At 37.3% G+C, this 17,692-nt stretch carries 17 protein-coding genes, 1 tRNA gene and 1 pseudogene; 13 read left to right on the top strand and 6 right to left on the bottom strand.

What is annotated here, in order from left to right:
* Window positions 1-306 precede the first annotated feature (306 nt).
* From guaB to ACYVQZ_RS05975, 8 genes and pseudogenes are all read left to right on the top strand, one after another.
* Window positions 307-1,449 carry an IMP dehydrogenase gene (guaB, locus tag ACYVQZ_RS06010; RefSeq protein ID WP_461240501.1) on the top strand — a complete coding sequence of 381 codons (1,143 nt, stop codon included), beginning with the start codon at window positions 307-309 and terminating at the stop codon, window positions 1,447-1,449.
* 109 nt (window positions 1,450-1,558) lie between these two features.
* Window positions 1,559-1,633 (top strand) — tRNA-Asp (locus ACYVQZ_RS06005).
* A 254-nt stretch (window positions 1,634-1,887) separates the two neighbouring features.
* Entirely contained in the window at window positions 1,888-2,343 is a 456-nt protein-coding gene (locus ACYVQZ_RS06000; protein ID WP_461240500.1) for a hypothetical protein, read from the top strand.
* Between the two features lie 644 nt (window positions 2,344-2,987).
* Window positions 2,988-3,776 (top strand): KxYKxGKxW signal peptide domain-containing protein, encoded by a 789-nt coding sequence (locus ACYVQZ_RS05995; protein ID WP_461240499.1) that lies wholly within the window; start codon window positions 2,988-2,990, stop codon window positions 3,774-3,776.
* A 53-nt stretch (window positions 3,777-3,829) separates the two neighbouring features.
* Window positions 3,830-6,436 carry an immunoglobulin-like domain-containing protein gene (locus ACYVQZ_RS05990; RefSeq protein WP_461240498.1) on the top strand — a complete coding sequence of 869 codons (2,607 nt, stop codon included), beginning with the start codon at window positions 3,830-3,832 and terminating at the stop codon, window positions 6,434-6,436.
* Window positions 6,437-6,448: 12 nt separating this feature from the next.
* Window positions 6,449-6,619: pseudogene (locus ACYVQZ_RS05985) on the top strand (immunoglobulin-like domain-containing protein); the annotation flags it as partial.
* Window positions 6,620-7,702 carry an immunoglobulin-like domain-containing protein gene (locus tag ACYVQZ_RS05980; RefSeq protein WP_461240497.1) on the top strand — a complete coding sequence of 361 codons (1,083 nt, stop codon included), beginning with the start codon at window positions 6,620-6,622 and terminating at the stop codon, window positions 7,700-7,702.
* A 158-nt stretch (window positions 7,703-7,860) separates the two neighbouring features.
* Window positions 7,861-8,355, top strand: a complete 495-nt coding sequence (locus tag ACYVQZ_RS05975) for an AP2 domain-containing protein (RefSeq protein ID WP_461240496.1) — start codon at window positions 7,861-7,863, stop codon at window positions 8,353-8,355.
* A 110-nt stretch (window positions 8,356-8,465) separates the two neighbouring features.
* Here the strand turns inward: ACYVQZ_RS05975 and ACYVQZ_RS05970 are convergent, their stop codons facing one another.
* From ACYVQZ_RS05970 to ACYVQZ_RS05945, 6 genes are all read right to left on the bottom strand, one after another.
* Window positions 8,466-8,825 carry a glycine cleavage system H family protein gene (locus tag ACYVQZ_RS05970; protein WP_461240495.1) on the bottom strand — a complete coding sequence of 120 codons (360 nt, stop codon included), beginning with the start codon at window positions 8,823-8,825 and terminating at the stop codon, window positions 8,466-8,468.
* 85 nt (window positions 8,826-8,910) lie between these two features.
* On the bottom strand, window positions 8,911-9,261 hold the full coding sequence (locus tag ACYVQZ_RS05965) for a biotin/lipoyl attachment domain-containing protein (protein WP_461240494.1): 351 nt from the start codon (window positions 9,259-9,261) through the stop codon (window positions 8,911-8,913).
* A gap of 80 nt (window positions 9,262-9,341) precedes the next feature.
* Window positions 9,342-9,917: a M15 family metallopeptidase gene (locus ACYVQZ_RS05960; protein ID WP_461240493.1), complete on the bottom strand. Its 576-nt coding sequence runs from the start codon at window positions 9,915-9,917 to the stop codon at window positions 9,342-9,344.
* 19 nt (window positions 9,918-9,936) lie between these two features.
* On the bottom strand, window positions 9,937-10,443 hold the full coding sequence (locus ACYVQZ_RS05955) for a methylated-DNA--[protein]-cysteine S-methyltransferase (protein WP_461240492.1): 507 nt from the start codon (window positions 10,441-10,443) through the stop codon (window positions 9,937-9,939).
* Between the two features lie 133 nt (window positions 10,444-10,576).
* A complete protein-coding gene (locus ACYVQZ_RS05950) occupies window positions 10,577-11,563 on the bottom strand; it encodes a 2-keto-3-deoxygluconate permease (protein ID WP_461240491.1) in 987 nt (328 codons plus the stop codon).
* Between the two features lie 16 nt (window positions 11,564-11,579).
* Window positions 11,580-12,335, bottom strand: coding sequence for an SDR family NAD(P)-dependent oxidoreductase (locus ACYVQZ_RS05945; RefSeq protein WP_461240490.1), 756 nt, complete (start codon window positions 12,333-12,335; stop codon window positions 11,580-11,582).
* A gap of 864 nt (window positions 12,336-13,199) precedes the next feature.
* Between ACYVQZ_RS05945 and ACYVQZ_RS05940 the strand changes: the two genes are divergently transcribed.
* From ACYVQZ_RS05940 to ACYVQZ_RS05920, 5 genes are all read left to right on the top strand, one after another.
* Entirely contained in the window at window positions 13,200-14,390 is a 1,191-nt protein-coding gene (locus tag ACYVQZ_RS05940) for a NupC/NupG family nucleoside CNT transporter (protein ID WP_461240489.1), read from the top strand.
* Between the two features lie 21 nt (window positions 14,391-14,411).
* Window positions 14,412-15,320 (top strand): proline iminopeptidase-family hydrolase, encoded by a 909-nt coding sequence (locus ACYVQZ_RS05935; RefSeq protein ID WP_461240488.1) that lies wholly within the window; start codon window positions 14,412-14,414, stop codon window positions 15,318-15,320.
* A 50-nt stretch (window positions 15,321-15,370) separates the two neighbouring features.
* Window positions 15,371-16,381 (top strand): LacI family DNA-binding transcriptional regulator, encoded by a 1,011-nt coding sequence (locus ACYVQZ_RS05930; RefSeq protein ID WP_461240487.1) that lies wholly within the window; start codon window positions 15,371-15,373, stop codon window positions 16,379-16,381.
* A gap of 17 nt (window positions 16,382-16,398) precedes the next feature.
* Window positions 16,399-17,139, top strand: coding sequence for a glutamine amidotransferase (locus tag ACYVQZ_RS05925; RefSeq protein WP_461240486.1), 741 nt, complete (start codon window positions 16,399-16,401; stop codon window positions 17,137-17,139).
* Between the two features lie 220 nt (window positions 17,140-17,359).
* Entirely contained in the window at window positions 17,360-17,617 is a 258-nt protein-coding gene (locus ACYVQZ_RS05920; protein ID WP_461240485.1) for a DeoR family transcriptional regulator, read from the top strand.
* The last annotated feature ends 75 nt before the right edge of the window (window positions 17,618-17,692 follow it).

Raw genomic sequence — 17,692 nt, 5'->3', positions numbered from 1 at the left:
AGATGACATGGCTTTGATGCTGTGTTGAAGAAGACTTCGAATTCGTAATAGATTCGGAGTCTTTTTTTTGTTTTCTTATAGTCGAAATCGGTGAAAAAAGGCAGCTTCTTCCGGTTAAAATACTTAAACAACAAATCCAGGTTCGGGATTTATTGTTTAAGTACTTTAATCCTCAGAAGCTAAACGCCTTTTTTCACACTCTGTCTTTTATGATTTTTCCATGAGAGTTTAACCAAATACATTGACCTGACTACGATTTACTGGTAATGTAAGCACAATTAAATTTGAAAGGAAGTTATATTTACCATGTCAAACTGGGAAACAAAATTTGCCAAACAAGGACTAACTTTTGATGATGTACTACTGATACCTGCAGAGAGTCACGTACTCCCCAATGAAGTTGATCTAAGCGTTCAATTAGCGAAGAATATTAAGCTCAATGTTCCTTTTCTCAGTGCTGGGATGGATACTGTAACTGAAAGTGCGATGGCTATCGCCATGGCCATCCAGGGTGGCATGGGTGTCATCCATAAAAATATGTCGATTCAAGAACAGGCTAGCGAAGTAGCTAATGTTAAAGGTGTTCAATTAACAGGTAGCTTTGATCGTGCTGCCGTTGACGATCAAAAACGCCTACTTGTCGCTGCTGCAGTTGGGGTTACTAGTGATACCTTTGAACGTGCTGAAGCCTTGTTAAAAGCTGGTGTCGATGCCATTGTTATCGATACTGCTCATGGCCACTCAGCCGGTGTGCTCCGTAAAATCAAAGAAATTCGCGATCATTTTCCAGACACAACCTTAATTGCTGGTAATGTTGCCACTGGTGAAGCAACTAAGGCGCTCTATGATGCTGGTGTCGATGTTGTGAAAGTTGGAATTGGACCAGGTTCAATTTGTACGACGCGTGTCGTCGCTGGTGTCGGCGTACCCCAAATTACAGCCATTTATGATGCAGCTGCGGTTGCTCGTGAATATGGGAAGACGATTATTGCTGATGGTGGGATTAAGTACTCAGGAGATATCGTTAAGGCCCTGGCTGTTGGTGGAAATGCCGTCATGCTTGGTAGCATGTTCTCAGGCACCACTGAAGCACCCGGTGAAATTTTTGAAGACAATGGTAAGAAATATAAATCATACCGTGGCATGGGCTCAATGGCAGCTATGTCACAATCACATGGTTCTTCTGATCGCTACTTTCAAGGTGGCGTGAACGAAGCAAATAAGCTCGTGCCAGAAGGAATTGAAGCGCGGGTTGAATATAAGGGCGATGTTTCGGACATTATTTTCCAACTCGTCGGTGGCTTACGCTCAGGAATGGGTTATGTTGGTGCTGAAACCATTCAAACCTTAATTGATGACGCCCAATTCGTGCAAATTACGAATGCCGGCTTAACAGAATCACATCCACATGATGTGCAGATTACCAAAGCCGCACCAAATTATAAATAAATTTTAGCAAGACCATATAATGAAGTAACTGGTAGAAAATACCAGTTATTTTTTTGAAAAAACGTTGCCCACACCCCGTCAATCCGATATAATTAACGATATTGAGTTTGGTCCGTTGGTCTAGTTGGTTTAGGACGCCTGCCTGTCACGCAGGAGATCACGAGTTCGAGTCTCGTACGGACCGTTTCAAATCGTAAATAAAAATCCATCCAAATACGGATGGATTTTTTTGTTGCAATCAATAACTTGATCCAGTTTTCTAAAATCGGGTGAATGATTGGTATACAAAGGGAAATGAGAAACATTATCCGCCTTGTACAGAAACAAATTGTAATTTGAAAACTTATATTATACGTTGATAAGTAGTTAATAAAAATAAAAAAAGTTTCTGCACTTCTATTAATAAAGGGTATTAACAAATTTTTGGGAGGTAGTTATATGCATGACTTAAAGGGGCAACACTTTGGGAGATTAACTGCTTTGGAACCAGCAGGTTACAATACAAGTAATGGCAATATTTTATGGCTATGTCAGTGTTCTTGTGGGAACAAGTCAGTTGTGGATGCCTATCTGCTGAGAAGTGGTAGAACGCAAAGCTGTGGTTGTCTGAGAAAAGAAAGAGCAAGAAAGCAAATAAGCAAAAATCCAGCCTTTTTGGAACAAATGGGTAATTATCATAATTTGGTTGGTGCCAATAAAAGAATGAAAAACTCAATGCACCCTGGCAAAAAAAATAAAAGTGGTGTCGTGGGCGTCTCTTTTGATGATCAGCAACAAGTATGGGTTGCCAGATTAATGCTACATCACAAGTACGTGTTAGCTAAGGCCTTCAAAAAATTTGAAGATGCAGTTGCAGCCCGTAAGGATGCTGAAAAAAAGTATTTTAATAATTAATCCACAAGTTTAATTTGTACCTTAATGCCAGTGTGAATATATGCAAATTTGATGGTTCGCTTGTATAGGCCTACAGTTCATCTATTAGAAGATTTAAGTGACACTTTACAAAATTCATTAAACTATAAAATGGTTATTTATACATTAACAGTGCATTGAATATACTAATGGAAAAGTTGGGATTTAAAATGGCAACGAAATCAATATAAACTTGAAGTTACACAAAAATTTAGATGATCATATATTTAGTTTGTTAAATTTCAGTATTTAATAACGTATTTCAATAAATTTTTAGAGTGAACTGCGTCAACTTAAAGTTTTAGACCCAAAAAACAATACACAAAAATATGAATAATTAGCTTTGTCCATGAAAATACGATGTAACATTTTTGTAATATATCAAGGAAAACCGTATCAGAAAGGCATTTCTAACTTGTGGATATTTATGAAAATAAATAGCGAATAGTTTAGGCTGTTTACAAAAAAAGGACTAATGGTATATTTGTATTACAAACGCGAAAAAGGGGTATAGATTTTAGTTTTCTGCTCGAATAGGTGCGAGCATACGACGTTTTTATAACCAAAATATATTTTTAAACGATATATTTCGCGAATTACTATTGATATTTTAAGGAGATGGGTTTATGTCCAAAGGTACAAAAAATTTGTCCAAGAATAATCGTAAATTGGCACTAAGAAATGAAAGTACGTCCCTTCACTATCGGATGTACAAGGCAGGTAAGTTCTGGCTGTACGCAGGTATTGCTACATTCTCATTAGGTGCAGGTATTGCATTTTCTAATGTAGCAGCACACGCTGATACAACTCCTACAACAACACAAACAGCAGCTGCTTCTTCATCAGCAACGCTGACATCAACAGGCCCTGCTACATCACAAGTTACACCAACTGTTGAAAATACCGAAGCACAACCTGTTAATGCACCATCAGGTACAACTGATCAAACAGATACTAGTAAAGCACTTATTAGTACAAACCTGTTTGGTAATGGTAATACTGCCCAAGCTGAAAACAGTACAACTGCTCAACTTGGCGATACTACTAAAGCCGGTGCCTTAATTGACACAGCAAATAACACCCAAGTTCGTGGCGGTGACATGAAGGGTTACAGCACTGTTTATGGTGGCGCAAGAACAGCCCCTGATAACGGTTCAGCTAACTCAGGTGTTGCTGTTAAGAATGACAAGTTAGATATGTCTTTTGAAAGTGTCAATTCAGCTGCTAAAGAAAAAACAACAACTGAAGATCAATTAAATGATCAAAATGCTGTTAGTTCAAATGCTGACGATGTGCAAACTCGTTACGGTATTATCTATACCAACGGAACAACATCAGGTATTGATCTTTCAACTATTGGTGACACAACTAACGGTGCTTCAGTTGGTGTCCAGCTAACATCGCTAACTCAGTAAAAATTGGCTCATGGCGCGTTATCGAACAAACTTCTGTTGGGATTACTATCGAAATGGAAGATTCCAATGGTAACGGTACTCATGAACAATTCCGTATCGTTAATGATAACTACGGTAACAAAGCTAAGAACGCTGCAGACTACGCTGTTGGTACACAATTAGACAACGTTGCTGTTTATACAACTACCTTGAACAAAGACGTTATGCAAAGCATTACATCATTTGTTACCCAAGGAATCAGCCGAATCAGTACTGTTCTTGGTCAAGGTGGTAGCGCCTTAATCAATGGTGTTGGTACTATTGTTGATGGCTTAGTTGGTATTACTGGTATCGCTCAAATCGATACTAATGGTTTCTCAGCTGTTTACAAAGCCGAATTACAACACATTATTGATCAAATCGATCAATTAAATAACTACGGTGACACATTAATGGCTAATGGTGTTGCTGCAACATCACTTGTTGATGTTAATTCAGAAACACAAACATTTACTGACAAGACAACTGGTTTGACAACTCAAGGAACTGTCTTCACAGCTAACTCAGAAGATGGTGTTGCCACATCAATCGCTAACATGATTAAATCATATGTTTCAGGTTGGTCAACTGGTATTGCTGATGCCTTAGATGCCGTATTTGCTGGAAACGTTGCATACCAATATGTACCTGGCGAAGACAGTGTCAGTCTTCAACAATATGATGGCATGACACCAGTTGAAGTATTGAAAGCTGCTAACTCAAGCAACGGTCTTTACAACATGTTTGGTAATGTCATTACTGGTGCATTGAATGCCGCTTCAAAGACATTGACAAGCACAATTTCAGGTGGTATCCGTACTGTTGTTAACCAAATTGCTAACGGTGTTGATGATGCTATCCAAGATGCCATTGATGGAACTATCGGTGGTGGTAGCATTGCTGTTGCCTTCCCAATGACATGGACTGACCCTGATTTGGCTCAAGCCGGTGCCGTTGCTGGACAATTTGTTAAGGAAGCATTCCAAACAAACACAGTTGTCTTCAACCAAAGCACAAATTCAACTACAGTTGTTGCTTACCAAAATGTTGATAAGACAGCTTTGAAGGATCAAATTGCTCAAGCAGATGCTGGTACAATTCAAAACGTTGATGCAACAGCATTATCTGATGCTAAAGCAGCCGTTGCAGATCCAAATGCTTCACAATATGATGTTGATAAAGCCCTTCTTGCATTAGGTGGAACAGTCACTGAAGATGTAACAACAGATGTTGCTAGCGCTACTTTGAAACCAATTACTGGTACAAAGGGTCAAACAATGCAAGCAGCCTTAGATGCTAACGCAGCTACTGCAATCACAGTTACACCAGTTGACGGTCAAAGCGTTAATTTAATCGTTACATTAGGTGCTGGCGACTTAACACCAACTGGTAACGAAGTTGCTAATGCTGATGGCTCAACCACACAAACTTACATGTTAAGTAACAATGGTAAAGCTAAGTTAGCAAGCATCGTTACAAATGCTGGCTACGCAATCGAAGACATCAATAACTTGAGCAGTACAGTTACTGTTCCAGTTGCCTCAGTAGTTTCCGGTTCATTACAACCAAATGACTATGTTGTTGGTAGCTCATCAATTACTGGAACATACAATGGCGACGTTGCTAAAGCACAACTCTTCATCAACGGTGAATACACAGGTATCATGGGTGGTTCATTTGCTGCCGGTGTCTTCACATTCCCTGTAACTGGTACAAACATTAAATTAACTGACAAAGTTGAATTGCGTTCATTAACTGCTTCAAACGGTGTCCTTGACACAGTTCCAGTTAACGTTATCGCAGCTCCAACTGCTGGTACAGTTACACCTGCACCTTACACAGTTGGTACAGATAACATCTCAGGAACATTCACTGGCGATGTTGATCATGCACAATTAGTTGTTAATGGTACACCAGTAAGCAATGGTGGATTGTTCTACACCAACAACGGCTCATTCACATACTGGGCTAAAGGTTCAATCAACAGTGCTAACGACAATGTTCAAATTATTGCCTTTGATAAAGATGGCAAGCAATTAGACAGCAAACAAGTTACAATCGTTGCTGCTCCAACTGTTGGTACAATCTCACCAGCTCCATACACTGTTGGTAATGATAACATCACAGGTTCATTTACTGGCGACGTTGACCATGCTTCATTAGTAATCAATGGCGCACCAGTAAGCAACGGTGGTTTGTTCTACAGCAATGGCCAATTCACATACTGGGCAAAAGATACCGTTAAGACTGGCGACAATGTTCAAATCCAAGCTTACGATAAAGATGGTAAGTTATTAGATACTAAGAACGTTCAAGTTAGTGCTCCTGCCACACAAGGCAAGATTATGCCACAAGACTACACAGAAGGTGCAGACAACATCTCAGGTTCATTTACTGGCGACGTTGATCATGCTTCATTAGTGGTTAATGGTGCTCCAGTAAGTAATGGTGGTTTATTCTACGACAATGGCTCATTCACATACTGGGCAAAAGATGTTGTTAAGACTGGCGACAAAGTAAGCATCCAAGCATACGATGCTAAGGGTAAATTACTTGATACAGCTACAGTTAATGTTTTAGCTCCTGCTACTTACGGATTGATTGATGCTCAAGAATACTACGTAGGTGACGACGCTATTTAAGGTAGTTACAAAGGCCAAATTGCCTATGCTGAATTACTCCTTGATGGTCAACCAACTGGTATCAAGGGTGGAACATTTGCCAATGGAACTTACACATTCTGGGCTAAGGATACAGTTAATGGTAATCAAAAAGTTACCTTAAATGCTTATGACAAGAATGGTAAATTCTTAGACTCCACTGATGTGACCGTAACGGTTCCAACAACCGATGGAAGAATCAAGCCAGGCACTTACACAATTGGTTCTGCTGACTTGAAGGGAACATACACTGGTGATGTTACTTCAGCTGTCTTACTTGTTAATGGTGAACCAAAGGGTGCTTCTGGTGGAACATTTGCCAACGGCGACTTCACATTCTGGGCACAGGGCGCCTTCATTCAAAAGGGTGACTATGTTCAAATCCGAGCCTTCGATGCCAATCACCGCATCTTAGACACTGCAGAAGTTAAGACTCAAGATAGCCAAACTTCAGGTGCTATCACTGGCGTTGACACTTACAACGTAACTAGTGGTGATACTGTTACAGGTTCATACACTGGTGACATTTCTTACGCCAAGGTTTATGTTGACGGTCAAGTAGTTGCCAATGGTGGAACATTTAACGGCGGCAAATTCTCAGTATGGGTTGGACCAGAACGTATCCAACCAGGTGAAAAAGTAACCATCGAAGGTTACACACCTGATTACACATTACAAAACACTCAAACTGTTCCATTGTCTTCAGATGTTGAAACAGGTAACGTTACTGCCAACACGTACAATGTGACGGATGACGATTACATTTCAGCTAAGGTTGAAGGTGACGTTAGTTACTTGAAACTTGAAGTTAATGGCAAGGAAGTTTCAAGTGCCGGAAGCTTTACTTCAAATGATGTTCAATACTATGTTGGTAAGAACAATTTGAAGACTACTGATAAGGTTTACTTGAACGCTTACTCAGCAAATTACAAACAACTTGCTCACACAGAAGTTAAGTTAACTGAAACTCCTAAGACACCTGTCACGGGAACAATTACGCCTTCTGACAAAGAATACAGTAATAGTAAGAGCGATGCCTTTGAAAAAGTTGCTATCTCAGGTGACGTTAGCTATATCATCATTAGAGTGAATGGCACGCAAGTTAATAGTGCTGGTGGATTAACTGGCCAAAAGAGTACTACAGTTTATCTTGCAGGTATTGCCAAAGTTGGCGATACAATTACACTTGAAGCTCACGGAAGCGACTATTCAACTGTCGACTCTGTTGACATGAAGGTTGTTGCTTAATAACTCGAACCATTAAATTCTACGATTGATAAAATCGACGAATTTTGATGATCGACTATGCTAAAAATGAGGTGCCAGTGTAGTATATCTGGCACTTCATTTTTAACATAAGGGTTAATGGTAATCCGCGTCTTTGTCCCTTAAAAGAGGAGATTATTATGACAAAAGAAAATCAGATTTATCGGGGGATTGATATTAAAGGTCAACGTTTTGGCCGACTAGTCGCACTCCGCCCAGTTGATAAACAAAGCAGTGGTGATATTTTATGGCTATGCAACTGCGATTGTGGCAACACAACCGTTGTGAGCGCCTATCGCTTGCGCCATAAAAGTACGCGTAGCTGTGGTTGTTTACGCAAAGATATCGGCCGGAAGAGATTCACAAATGACGAACGGTTTGTCAAATATCAAGGAAATGCAGATGGATTGAGTAATCAAAATGGGATCATTTTTTCCTCAATCAACATTAGTTCACGTAATCGAAGTGGAGTGATCGGTGTTTCTAAGGATAAACGCACAAAACGTTGGCTGGCCCGACTGTATTATGAAGGGCACTATGTCTTGCTGAAATCTTTTGAAAACTACGACGATGCGGTTGCTGCTCGAAAAGCAGCCGAAAAGAAGTATTTCAAAAGAGAAAATCGTGCGATTTAAATAGGTTAATTCCGAGTGAAAGTGGCGTGGTGCCTGTCAAAGGTACTACGCCACTTTTGAATTAAAAAAGCGCTGAACAGTTTAAATACTGTTCAGCGCTTTTCGTGTTGTTATGAAGCAGTTTGAATTTTAACCAGCCAATCGGATTGATCAGCAAGAGCAGTTGGGTCACTCAAAATGGCATCATTAATATCGGTAATCTTACCATTGGCTGGCGCAGCAAAAGTTTCTACCATTTTGCCACCTTCAACGTCTAGCAATTGATCACCTTGTTTAATTTGATCATTAATGTCAGGGGTTTGAATAAACGAAATTTCACCAATTTCTTGCATAATATTGTCTGATAAACTCACCGTTAAGACGCCATTGGTTTCTGAAATGTGCATGCCGTCTCGGTCATAAGCGGTTGTCTTACCGCCACCGAATAATAAATTAAGAAACCTATACCAAAATTTCTTTAATGAATTCATAATTTCACCCTCCATATTATTCCGATCTTATTATACCATGATAATGTCAAAAACTAATTGATTAGAGCTCGATTGGTTAAAGACGTTAGCTACGAAGTTTGATAATCCAACTTGAGTAGCGAATGTCTCGTGGTTGTTTCTTGATGAGGGGATTAACTGCTAAGATTTCACCGGTGACTGGAGAAGAAAATGTAACCACTCTTTGTCCGCCTTCTACGGTAAAAAGAGGGTCGTTTTGTTTAACTTGATTTCTAATTTGAGGTGCTCGGATTGCTTTAATTTCGCCTAATTCGTCTTTTTGTTTATCGGTTAAACCAATGATAACAATGCCAATTGAAGTCGCAATTTGCAGGCCATTTTGCTGATATTCTTTTCGTTGATTGATTTCAATACCAAAAATAGCTAATAGTCGTTCCCATAGTCCATGCCAAAACATCTCGTCACCTCACTTTAAATTAGCATTATTATAGCATGATAAACCATAAAAAAAGACATCTCTGCGGATGTCTAGGAATGCTATAATTTGTAGTCACTCGGATTAGCATTTGCAGGACCATAACTGTCCATGTCAGCGTCCCGATAGTCCCACCATTCTTCACTGTAACCAACAAATCCAGCTTCAGTCATAGCGTCATTTAAAATGCGATAATTGTGCTCTTGATAGGGTTTACGAGGATAATTACGCTTTGCTTTGTCATTAAATTCATCAAACTTGCTTTGCATTGGAATTTCAGTGCCATCAGGCTCACAAAGAGTTAGATCAAATGTAACCCCTTTTTGATGACTAGCATTTGGATTAGGTTTCAACACCCAAGTTGGATCAGGAAATACTTCAAATAATCTTTTTTGAGCAGAAACAGGACGATAGGCATCCCAGATTTTTAGTCGAAACCCTTGTTCTTTGATTATTTTACTTGCTTTAGTAAGTTTGCGGACTGTACCGGCTCGTGCAATAGCGGTATCAAAATCATAGATTATTTGCCCAGTAAAATTGTTATTAGTTGCATAACGCAGATCGATAAAGATATCGGAATCAAGCGCTTGAACGTTTAAAAAGCCATCATCTGGGGTATTTGGACTGTTAAATTGCATGAGGATCCTCCTAGTTAAGTTAAAAAGTGACTGGTTGCTGATCTTGTTCCATTTTCAATAAGGCTCGTTTCAATGGCAGGCCACCACGAAAGCCACCAAGGCCATGATCACTTCTCATAACACGGTGACAAGGTGCTACTAACATCCAAGGATTACGGCCTACCGCACTCGCAACTGCACGAATTGCTTTTGGATGCCCCACTTTAGCTGCAAGTTCTTTGTAGGTTATTGTTTGTCCGTACGGAATTTCTGGTAACGTGCGCCATACTTTTTGTTGTAGTGGGGTGCCGAATTCAGCATCTAGTGGTAATGAAAATTTTTTGCGAGTGCCATTGAAATATTCAGTAATTTGATCCTTAGCGCGGCCAACATGTTCTGCATTCTTAATTAATTGTGCATTTCTAATAAACTGGTCAAGTTCCTCAAGGTCAGCATCTGGTGTACCAACGAAACTCAATCCATTGACACTGCAGACAATTAAAAAGCGATGTGTTTCATAATGTAAATAGTCATAGTAAAGTTCCATTTATCTAACCTCGTTTGTTGTTAGTTAAGAACAAGTCCATTATAACGTGTTTGAGAGTACAAAAAAACGCTTGATTTTGATCAGGCGTTTTTTGAAGATGCAATGGTTGTCATAAAAAAGTTAATAAGTTGCTTTAAACAGCATTTGTTGATGTGTTCTGGGCTTTGAGCACTTTTTTGGTTTTATTGCGTCTAGCGATCCATGCCGTTAACATGGGCGTCAAAATTGCAGTGACAACAACAGCGGCAGTAATTTGCGCCGTTGCAGTGGCAGCTACTGCTTTGTAACTGGCGTCCACGGCTGCTAATGCAGCTGGTGTTGCCATGTTAGCACCTGCACAGCTAGAAATTGCAGCCCCAGCAACACCTGAACCACCAGTTAAACGATCTGCCCAAATTGTGAAAAATCCACCCACAAGAGTGACAATCACACCTAGTAGAATGCCAGATAAACCACTGACAAAGATTTGTTGAAAATTCATTGTGCAACCCAGTGCAAATCCAACAACGACAATGGAAGCATTCATGCCATCATTTAAAATCTTTTTGACTGCTGGAAAGAGGTTAGCTAAAATCATGCCAACTAATAATGGCAAAATGGTTGCGATTAAAGTAACAATCGAAAATGTTGCTAAACCTGAAGAAGCTAAAGCAATCATTGTGACGTAAGGTCCAACACTTAGAATAGTGATACCAACCGCAGCTTCATCAATTTCATCACCAAAATCATGAACAATACCTGCATACATTGCATTATTAGCACCAGACATTGCACCAATAATTGCTAATGCGCTAAGTCCTAGAAAGTTATTATTCAACAATTTACCAACCAATAATCCTAAGGCAACAGAGACAATCACCTTAGTAAGGATGATTGTACCCCCTCGCTTTACTGCAGCTGGCGTTGCTTTAAATGAAATGGTCCCCCCAATTACGAACAGAAAGGCACCAACCAAAGCGCCAGATCCTTGCGCAAGAGGAGTGGTGAAACCACCGATCTTTAACAGAGAAGGAAAAAATGAGTTAATTAATGCGCCAATGAACATTGGAATAATGATATTTCCGCCAGGAATTGAAAAATGTTTTTTCTTTGCTGGCATTGTAGTTGAGTTTTCAGCCATAACTATGCACTCCTTTTTAACCATCCATAACGACGCCACCATCAGCATCACCAATTTCACCAGTGATAAAGCTAGCAGCATCACAACCAAAGAATAAAATCATCTGTGCAATTTCAACAGGTTCAGCTGGCCGACCCAGTGGAATAATACCAATTACTTTTTTATTTTTTACTGGATCTTCAGATAGAGAAGTTGTCATAGATGTATGGGTAAATGAAGGCGCAACCGCATTTGCATAAATGCCATATTTACCGCCTTCTTTAGCAATGGCTTTTGTAAATCCGTTAAGACCAGCTTTTGAGGATGCGTAAGCTACTGTTCCTAGCAACCCACCTCCGATTTTGCCAGCAACAGATGAAACATTAACAATTCGGCCACCACCGTTATTTTTAAAGTGTTCCCAAATAGCATGAACAGTATTATATGGACCGGTTAAATTAATTTTAAGCGTACGATCCCATTCTTCAGGAGGCAGCTCATCAAACGGTTTTGCACTAATAATACCCGCCACATTAATTAATGCGTCAATTTTTGTAAAATCTTTGATGATTTGAGCAAAAGTATCGTTAACGGCTTGGCGATCTGATTGGTCGACGTGATAGGTTTTAATCTTATCAGGAAATTCTGCAGCCGTTTTTTCTGCAGAAGCATCATCGATATCGAGAAGTGCTACTTTTCCGCCACCCTCAATAACACCTTTGGTTACTTCGTAGCCAATCCCTTTGGCACCACCGGTAATTATTACTGCTTTATTTTGATAGTCATATTTCATGTTCGATTCCTCGATTCAATTAATATTAAATAATTTGCAAACGTTTACTTGTTCACAATATTTCATAATAATTAAAAAGTCAATACATTTTCTCATCATTATCTAATCTAATTTTAATAAAATAACTAACACTAAGTATACAAATGTCTTTTGAATGTTGATTTAAAAGCATTTAAAAGTCTAAAAAATATAAAAAGCAATACCTATATAAATATATTTATAAATTAAAAAATTAATTTGTTTGTGAAATATATGTTAATTGAATGCAAAAAAAGATGGCGGGGAAGCCATCTTTTGAGGAGTATTACGAAAATCTTGGGGGGATTTCGTAACTATTTTTCGGTTACTATTGGGAGGAGTAATTGAAAAATATAGGTTTATGTCGTAACAGGAATACTTGCCCTTGCTACGATTATTATATTAACAGGAGTTTGTGAATAAAATGTGACGATTTTTTAAATGTTCAAAGGATATTGCTAGACCAATTAAGGTCCAAATTCAATTAATTGTTTTTTACTAGTAACAATCGAAATATACCAATTGAAAAATATTTTTGAAAAAATTTGAAATTCAATAAATAATTGTGATTTGAAAATATACAGTTGTTGCTGATTTCAGATTTAAATGTAACAAATTTCTTTCTAAATTGGTATAGCAAGTCAATATATGATTTTGTGAATAATTTTTAGATTAAAATGTCTATTAAAAGGCGATTTAATCGTGTTTTTAACAATAATAAATAACAAAAAAACAATTTATTACAGATAGTAGCTTTTCAAAATTAAATTGGTATGGTAATATTCTTTTTAGATAAAGCGCTTTATCTAAAGTTTTTTTGTTTTATAAAATGATTGGAGGTTTATTATGTTTCTTGTGCGACCGATTGCAGCAATTTTGATAATTTTTGCTATTTGCTGGATTTTTAGTTTTGACAGAGGATCTGTACCTAAATATTTAAAAAAAGTTGCCTTTTTATTTATTTTAGAGTTATTAGTTTGTTTTGTACTTTTGCATACAACATTCGGTACAATGATTTTAAAAGCTATTGCAGCAGGGTTTGTTCAACTGATGGCATATGCTGCGCAGGGAATTGAATTTGTCTTCAAGGAACCAGTTGCAAAATCGGGTACTCTTCAAGCATTTCTATTCCAAGGACTTCTACCTATGGTTTTCATTTGTTCTTTAATTGGAATTTTGAAATATTTTGGAATTCTGCAATTTGTGATTAAAATTTTCGGACTCCTATTTAATAAATTATTACATCTTGGCGAAGTTGAATCATACACTGCGGTTAGTTCATTAATTTTAGGTATGACACCTGTGTATGTATCTCTAAAAGACATTTTGCATAAATTGGATCGACGAACCATGTATACAATTGGTGCGATGACTTTATCAACTGTTGATTTGACAGTTATTGGCGCATACATGAAGATGGTTCCGCCAAAGTTTGTTATTATTGGAATCTTTTTAAATATGATTGGTGTGTTTATTATTACGACATTGATCAATCCTTACACGCCTGGGCAATTTGATTTACAAGTTGATGAAAAAGAAGAAAAGAAGGGCTTCTTTGATACGTTGCTAGAATATACCCAAGATGGATTCAACGTTGTCCTTAGTATTATTCCAATGTTGTTGGCATTTATTTCATTAATTGCGTTATTGAACGGTATTTCAAGCTGGTTAACTGGTCATTCACTACAAAGTTGGCTCGGAATTGCAATTTCACCACTTGCTTTCTTAATGGGTGTTGATTGGGCAGATGCGTCCCGTGTGGGTGGCATTATGATGACCAAATTATTGACGAATGAATTTGTTGCCATGACAGATTTAACAAAAGTGAGTTCAACTATTAGTGCTAAGTCATTGGGTATAATATCAGTATTTTTAATTTCATTTTCTAATTTTGCATCTGTAGGAATGATTGTTGCAGTTGTTTCAACACTAAATAAACAGATGGCATCGGTATTGAGCAATAATTTACTGAAGCTTCTACTAGGTTCTTTTCTAGTTAGCTGCTTGTCAGCAACAGTTGTTGGAATGTTTATTTAATTTAGAAAGGAGATATTATATATGGCAAAAGAAGAAATACTAACTGGTGATTTTTTTACGGATAATTATCGAACCTGGTATAGAATTACGAACCCATCAGTTTTACATGATCGAGCCCCTATTATTGTATTGCATGGTGGTCCGGGTGCGGGACACGATTATATGTTGCCTTATACTGATTTAACTGTTACTGGTAGATCAGTGATCCACTACGACCAAATTGGCTGTGGCCGATCTTCACATTTGGTCCATCAACCAAAATCTTTTTGGCAGGTTGAACCATTTGTGGAACAGTTAGAAAATTTAATTGCTTTTTTTGATTTAAAAAAAGTAATTATTTTGGGTCATTCATGGGGCGGCGTGCTAGCAACAGAGTATGCAATTAAACACGATGATCAAATTGAAAAATTAATCTTATCATCATGTCCGTCGGCAATGAAACGCTGGGAAGAAGCTGGTAAACGGTTGTATAATCAGTTACCTGATCGATATGCTAAAGTATTTAGGCGGTTAAATGAAGGTGAAAAAGTTGATCAAACTTTAGTCGATGAAGCGGTTGATTTGTATACGCTCAAGTTTTGTGAAAATATTCCAGAAAACGAAAAACCCAGTTATTTAAAACATTCAGCTCAAGAAATGAATAATGATGGCACTACATATGATTATATGTGGGGAACTGCTGAGCCTATTGTGAATACCGGTAATTTGGCAGACTGGGATGCAGAGAATCGTCTTAAATTTATTAAAACTCCAACTCTAGTAATAGCTGGCGAAGTGGATGAGGCCGGTAAAGAAGCTACTAAAAGGTTTGAGGATATACCTGGATTTGTCAAAGAAATTCGATATCGTGGCGGTGCTCATATTTATCATATTACGAATCACGATGAGGTCATTCGTGATGTTTCGACATTTATAAATGGTGTTATTTAATATTTGTTATAATTATTGTAATGAGTCTGAATGACGAGGTTGCGATGATTATGAAAATTACGATGAAAGATATTGCCAAGATGGCTGGAGTGTCTATGACAACAGTCTCTCTGGTGTTAAATGACCGAGAATCAAGAATTTCAAAAGAAAAAAAACAAGAAATAAAAGAACTTGCGCAAAAATACCACTATGTACAAAATTTTTCTGCAGTTTCTTTAGCAAAAAGTACATCAAAAACAATTGCGCTTATCGTTCCTAATATAACTAATCCATTTTACGCGTCTTTAATTAACGTAATCACGAACAAGTTAGTGAATAGTGGTTACTTTACATTAATTCTTAATTCTAACGATAATCATGAATTAGAAAACAAATTGGTCAATATGGCGATTAATAAAGGAATTGATGGACTATTATTGGTGCCTTCTAATGACCTCTACAGCAAGGGACAGAAAAAAGTTGAATCATTTTTATCAAAAATTGATGTACCGTATGTACTTGTAAATGCCAACAGTAATTTAAAAATTAATCAAATTAATTTTGATAATGAACTAGGGGGTTACCTAGCAACCAAATATTTATTGAATCATGGTAATCAAAAGATAGCCATTATTACAGGAGATACTGGTTATGTTAACTCTGAAGGTCGTTTAAAAGGTTATAAAAAGGCATTAAATGAGTACCACGTCGATTATGATGCTAATCTTGTTTTTAAAGGCCATTACGATATTCAAAGTGGTATTACAGCTGCAAAGAATATTGAACGTAATGAGAATATCACAGCGTTATTCTCTACTAGTGATTTGATGCTTTATGGTGTAATTAAGTATTTTAACGAAAAGCATATTAAAATAAACGATAGATATTCCATTATTGGGTATGACAATACAATTTTCAATGAAATATTCCAGCCAGCCATAACGTCCATTGAACAAGATATTTTTGAACTTGGTAAGCAAGCTGTCGCAGGCATCTTGAAAACGATTGATGATCAATCAATTTTTGAAAAAACTCTGTCAGTTAAATTAGTCGAACGAGAATCCGCGCTTCAACAAAGATAATTTAGGAGGATAATAATTTGACTAAAAAAATTCTGTTATTAGGTGAAAGTTGGACGATTCATTCGATTCATCAAAAGGGATTTGATTCTTTTACGACCACAACCTACCAAGAAGGCATTAGATGGTTTCAAAATGCCGTTGAATCTAAAGGATATCAATTAATCCATATTCCGAATCATCGAATTCAGTATGACTTTGAACTTTATGGTAAAACTTTGGACCAGTTCGATGTCATAATCTTATCTGATATTGGTTCAAATACGTTATTAGTATCAGATAAAACATTTAATACGAGTCAGGTTGAAGATAACAAACTAGACCTTATTGAAAGGTATGTTAAAAATGGTGGCAAATTAGTCATGATTGGCGGATACATGGCATTTTCAGGTATTAATGGTTCTAGCAGGTACGAAGAAACAGTACTTGCCAAGGTGCTGCCCGTTGAATGTTTAGGAAAAGATGATCGCATTGAAATGCCACAAGGTATAAAACCTGAAATTACAGAGCATGAAATTTTTGCAGGATTGGCTGAAGAATGGCCGAAATTTTTAGGCTACAATAAGACAGTTGTCAAGCCTGATGCTGAAATAGTAGCAACGATCAATGGAGATCCATTTATAGCTTTTCAAAATTATGGCAGCGGTAAAGCTGGAGTATTTACCTCAGATTTTGCACCTCATTGGGGAACCGAAGCATTTATTAATTGGACCTACTATGCAAGTTTTTGGGATAATTTTTTGAGTTATCTACTTAAATAAATAAAAAAGAATTAGAATTTATTTCTAATTCTTTTTTTGTGCTGATTTTAATATACCAATATAAAAATATGTTACAATAATACTGTTTTTGTAATAAATAACAAAGTATACCAATTATTTAGTAAAATTAAAAGCTCAAATGCTTTCTTTTTTTTGGAAAAAAAGCAAACTTCATTTGGAAGTTGCAATAATCAATAATATAAGTTGAGGGGGCGCACTCATGTTAAATGAAAGGAGCAAATTAATACTGAAGTTGTTGTGTGAAAAAAATAGTGTCAGTTTGGATGATATTATCCAATTATTTGGAGTTTCTCAAAGAACGATTCGTAATGATTTAGATAATATTGATTCTTTTTTGCAACAACATTCGTTTGAAACAGTTCAAAAATCGACAGTTGTTAATTATTCAATCTATGACAATCAAGGTGGATGTAAGCTGATTCCTGAGACAACTTTTAAGAGAGCGTATAATGAATAAATCGTCTCTCAAAAGGAAGGAATTTTTACATGCCAACTCGTTACGACAAAGAATTCAAACAAAACATCATCAACC

It is taken from the genome of Paucilactobacillus salsurae (assembly GCF_054784995.1).
This window is presented reverse-complemented; position numbering and strand designations above follow the sequence as displayed.

Excerpts from the sequence above, each read along its gene's own strand:
- guaB (WP_461240501.1), top strand. The coding sequence starts at position 307 with ATGTCAAACTGGGAAACAAAATTTGCCAAACAAGGACTAACTTTTGAT.
- ACYVQZ_RS06000 (WP_461240500.1), top strand. The coding sequence starts at position 1,888 with ATGCATGACTTAAAGGGGCAACACTTTGGGAGATTAACTGCTTTGGAA.
- ACYVQZ_RS05995 (WP_461240499.1), top strand. The coding sequence starts at position 2,988 with ATGTCCAAAGGTACAAAAAATTTGTCCAAGAATAATCGTAAATTGGCA.
- ACYVQZ_RS05990 (WP_461240498.1), top strand. The coding sequence starts at position 3,830 with ATGGAAGATTCCAATGGTAACGGTACTCATGAACAATTCCGTATCGTT.
- ACYVQZ_RS05975 (WP_461240496.1), top strand. The coding sequence starts at position 7,861 with ATGACAAAAGAAAATCAGATTTATCGGGGGATTGATATTAAAGGTCAA.
- ACYVQZ_RS05970 (WP_461240495.1), bottom strand. The coding sequence starts at position 8,825 with ATGAATTCATTAAAGAAATTTTGGTATAGGTTTCTTAATTTATTATTC.
- ACYVQZ_RS05965 (WP_461240494.1), bottom strand. The coding sequence starts at position 9,261 with ATGTTTTGGCATGGACTATGGGAACGACTATTAGCTATTTTTGGTATT.
- ACYVQZ_RS05960 (WP_461240493.1), bottom strand. The coding sequence starts at position 9,917 with ATGCAATTTAACAGTCCAAATACCCCAGATGATGGCTTTTTAAACGTT.
- ACYVQZ_RS05955 (WP_461240492.1), bottom strand. The coding sequence starts at position 10,443 with ATGGAACTTTACTATGACTATTTACATTATGAAACACATCGCTTTTTA.
- ACYVQZ_RS05950 (WP_461240491.1), bottom strand. The coding sequence starts at position 11,563 with ATGGCTGAAAACTCAACTACAATGCCAGCAAAGAAAAAACATTTTTCA.
- ACYVQZ_RS05945 (WP_461240490.1), bottom strand. The coding sequence starts at position 12,335 with ATGAAATATGACTATCAAAATAAAGCAGTAATAATTACCGGTGGTGCC.
- ACYVQZ_RS05940 (WP_461240489.1), top strand. The coding sequence starts at position 13,200 with ATGTTTCTTGTGCGACCGATTGCAGCAATTTTGATAATTTTTGCTATT.
- ACYVQZ_RS05935 (WP_461240488.1), top strand. The coding sequence starts at position 14,412 with ATGGCAAAAGAAGAAATACTAACTGGTGATTTTTTTACGGATAATTAT.
- ACYVQZ_RS05930 (WP_461240487.1), top strand. The coding sequence starts at position 15,371 with ATGAAAATTACGATGAAAGATATTGCCAAGATGGCTGGAGTGTCTATG.
- ACYVQZ_RS05920 (WP_461240485.1), top strand. The coding sequence starts at position 17,360 with ATGTTAAATGAAAGGAGCAAATTAATACTGAAGTTGTTGTGTGAAAAA.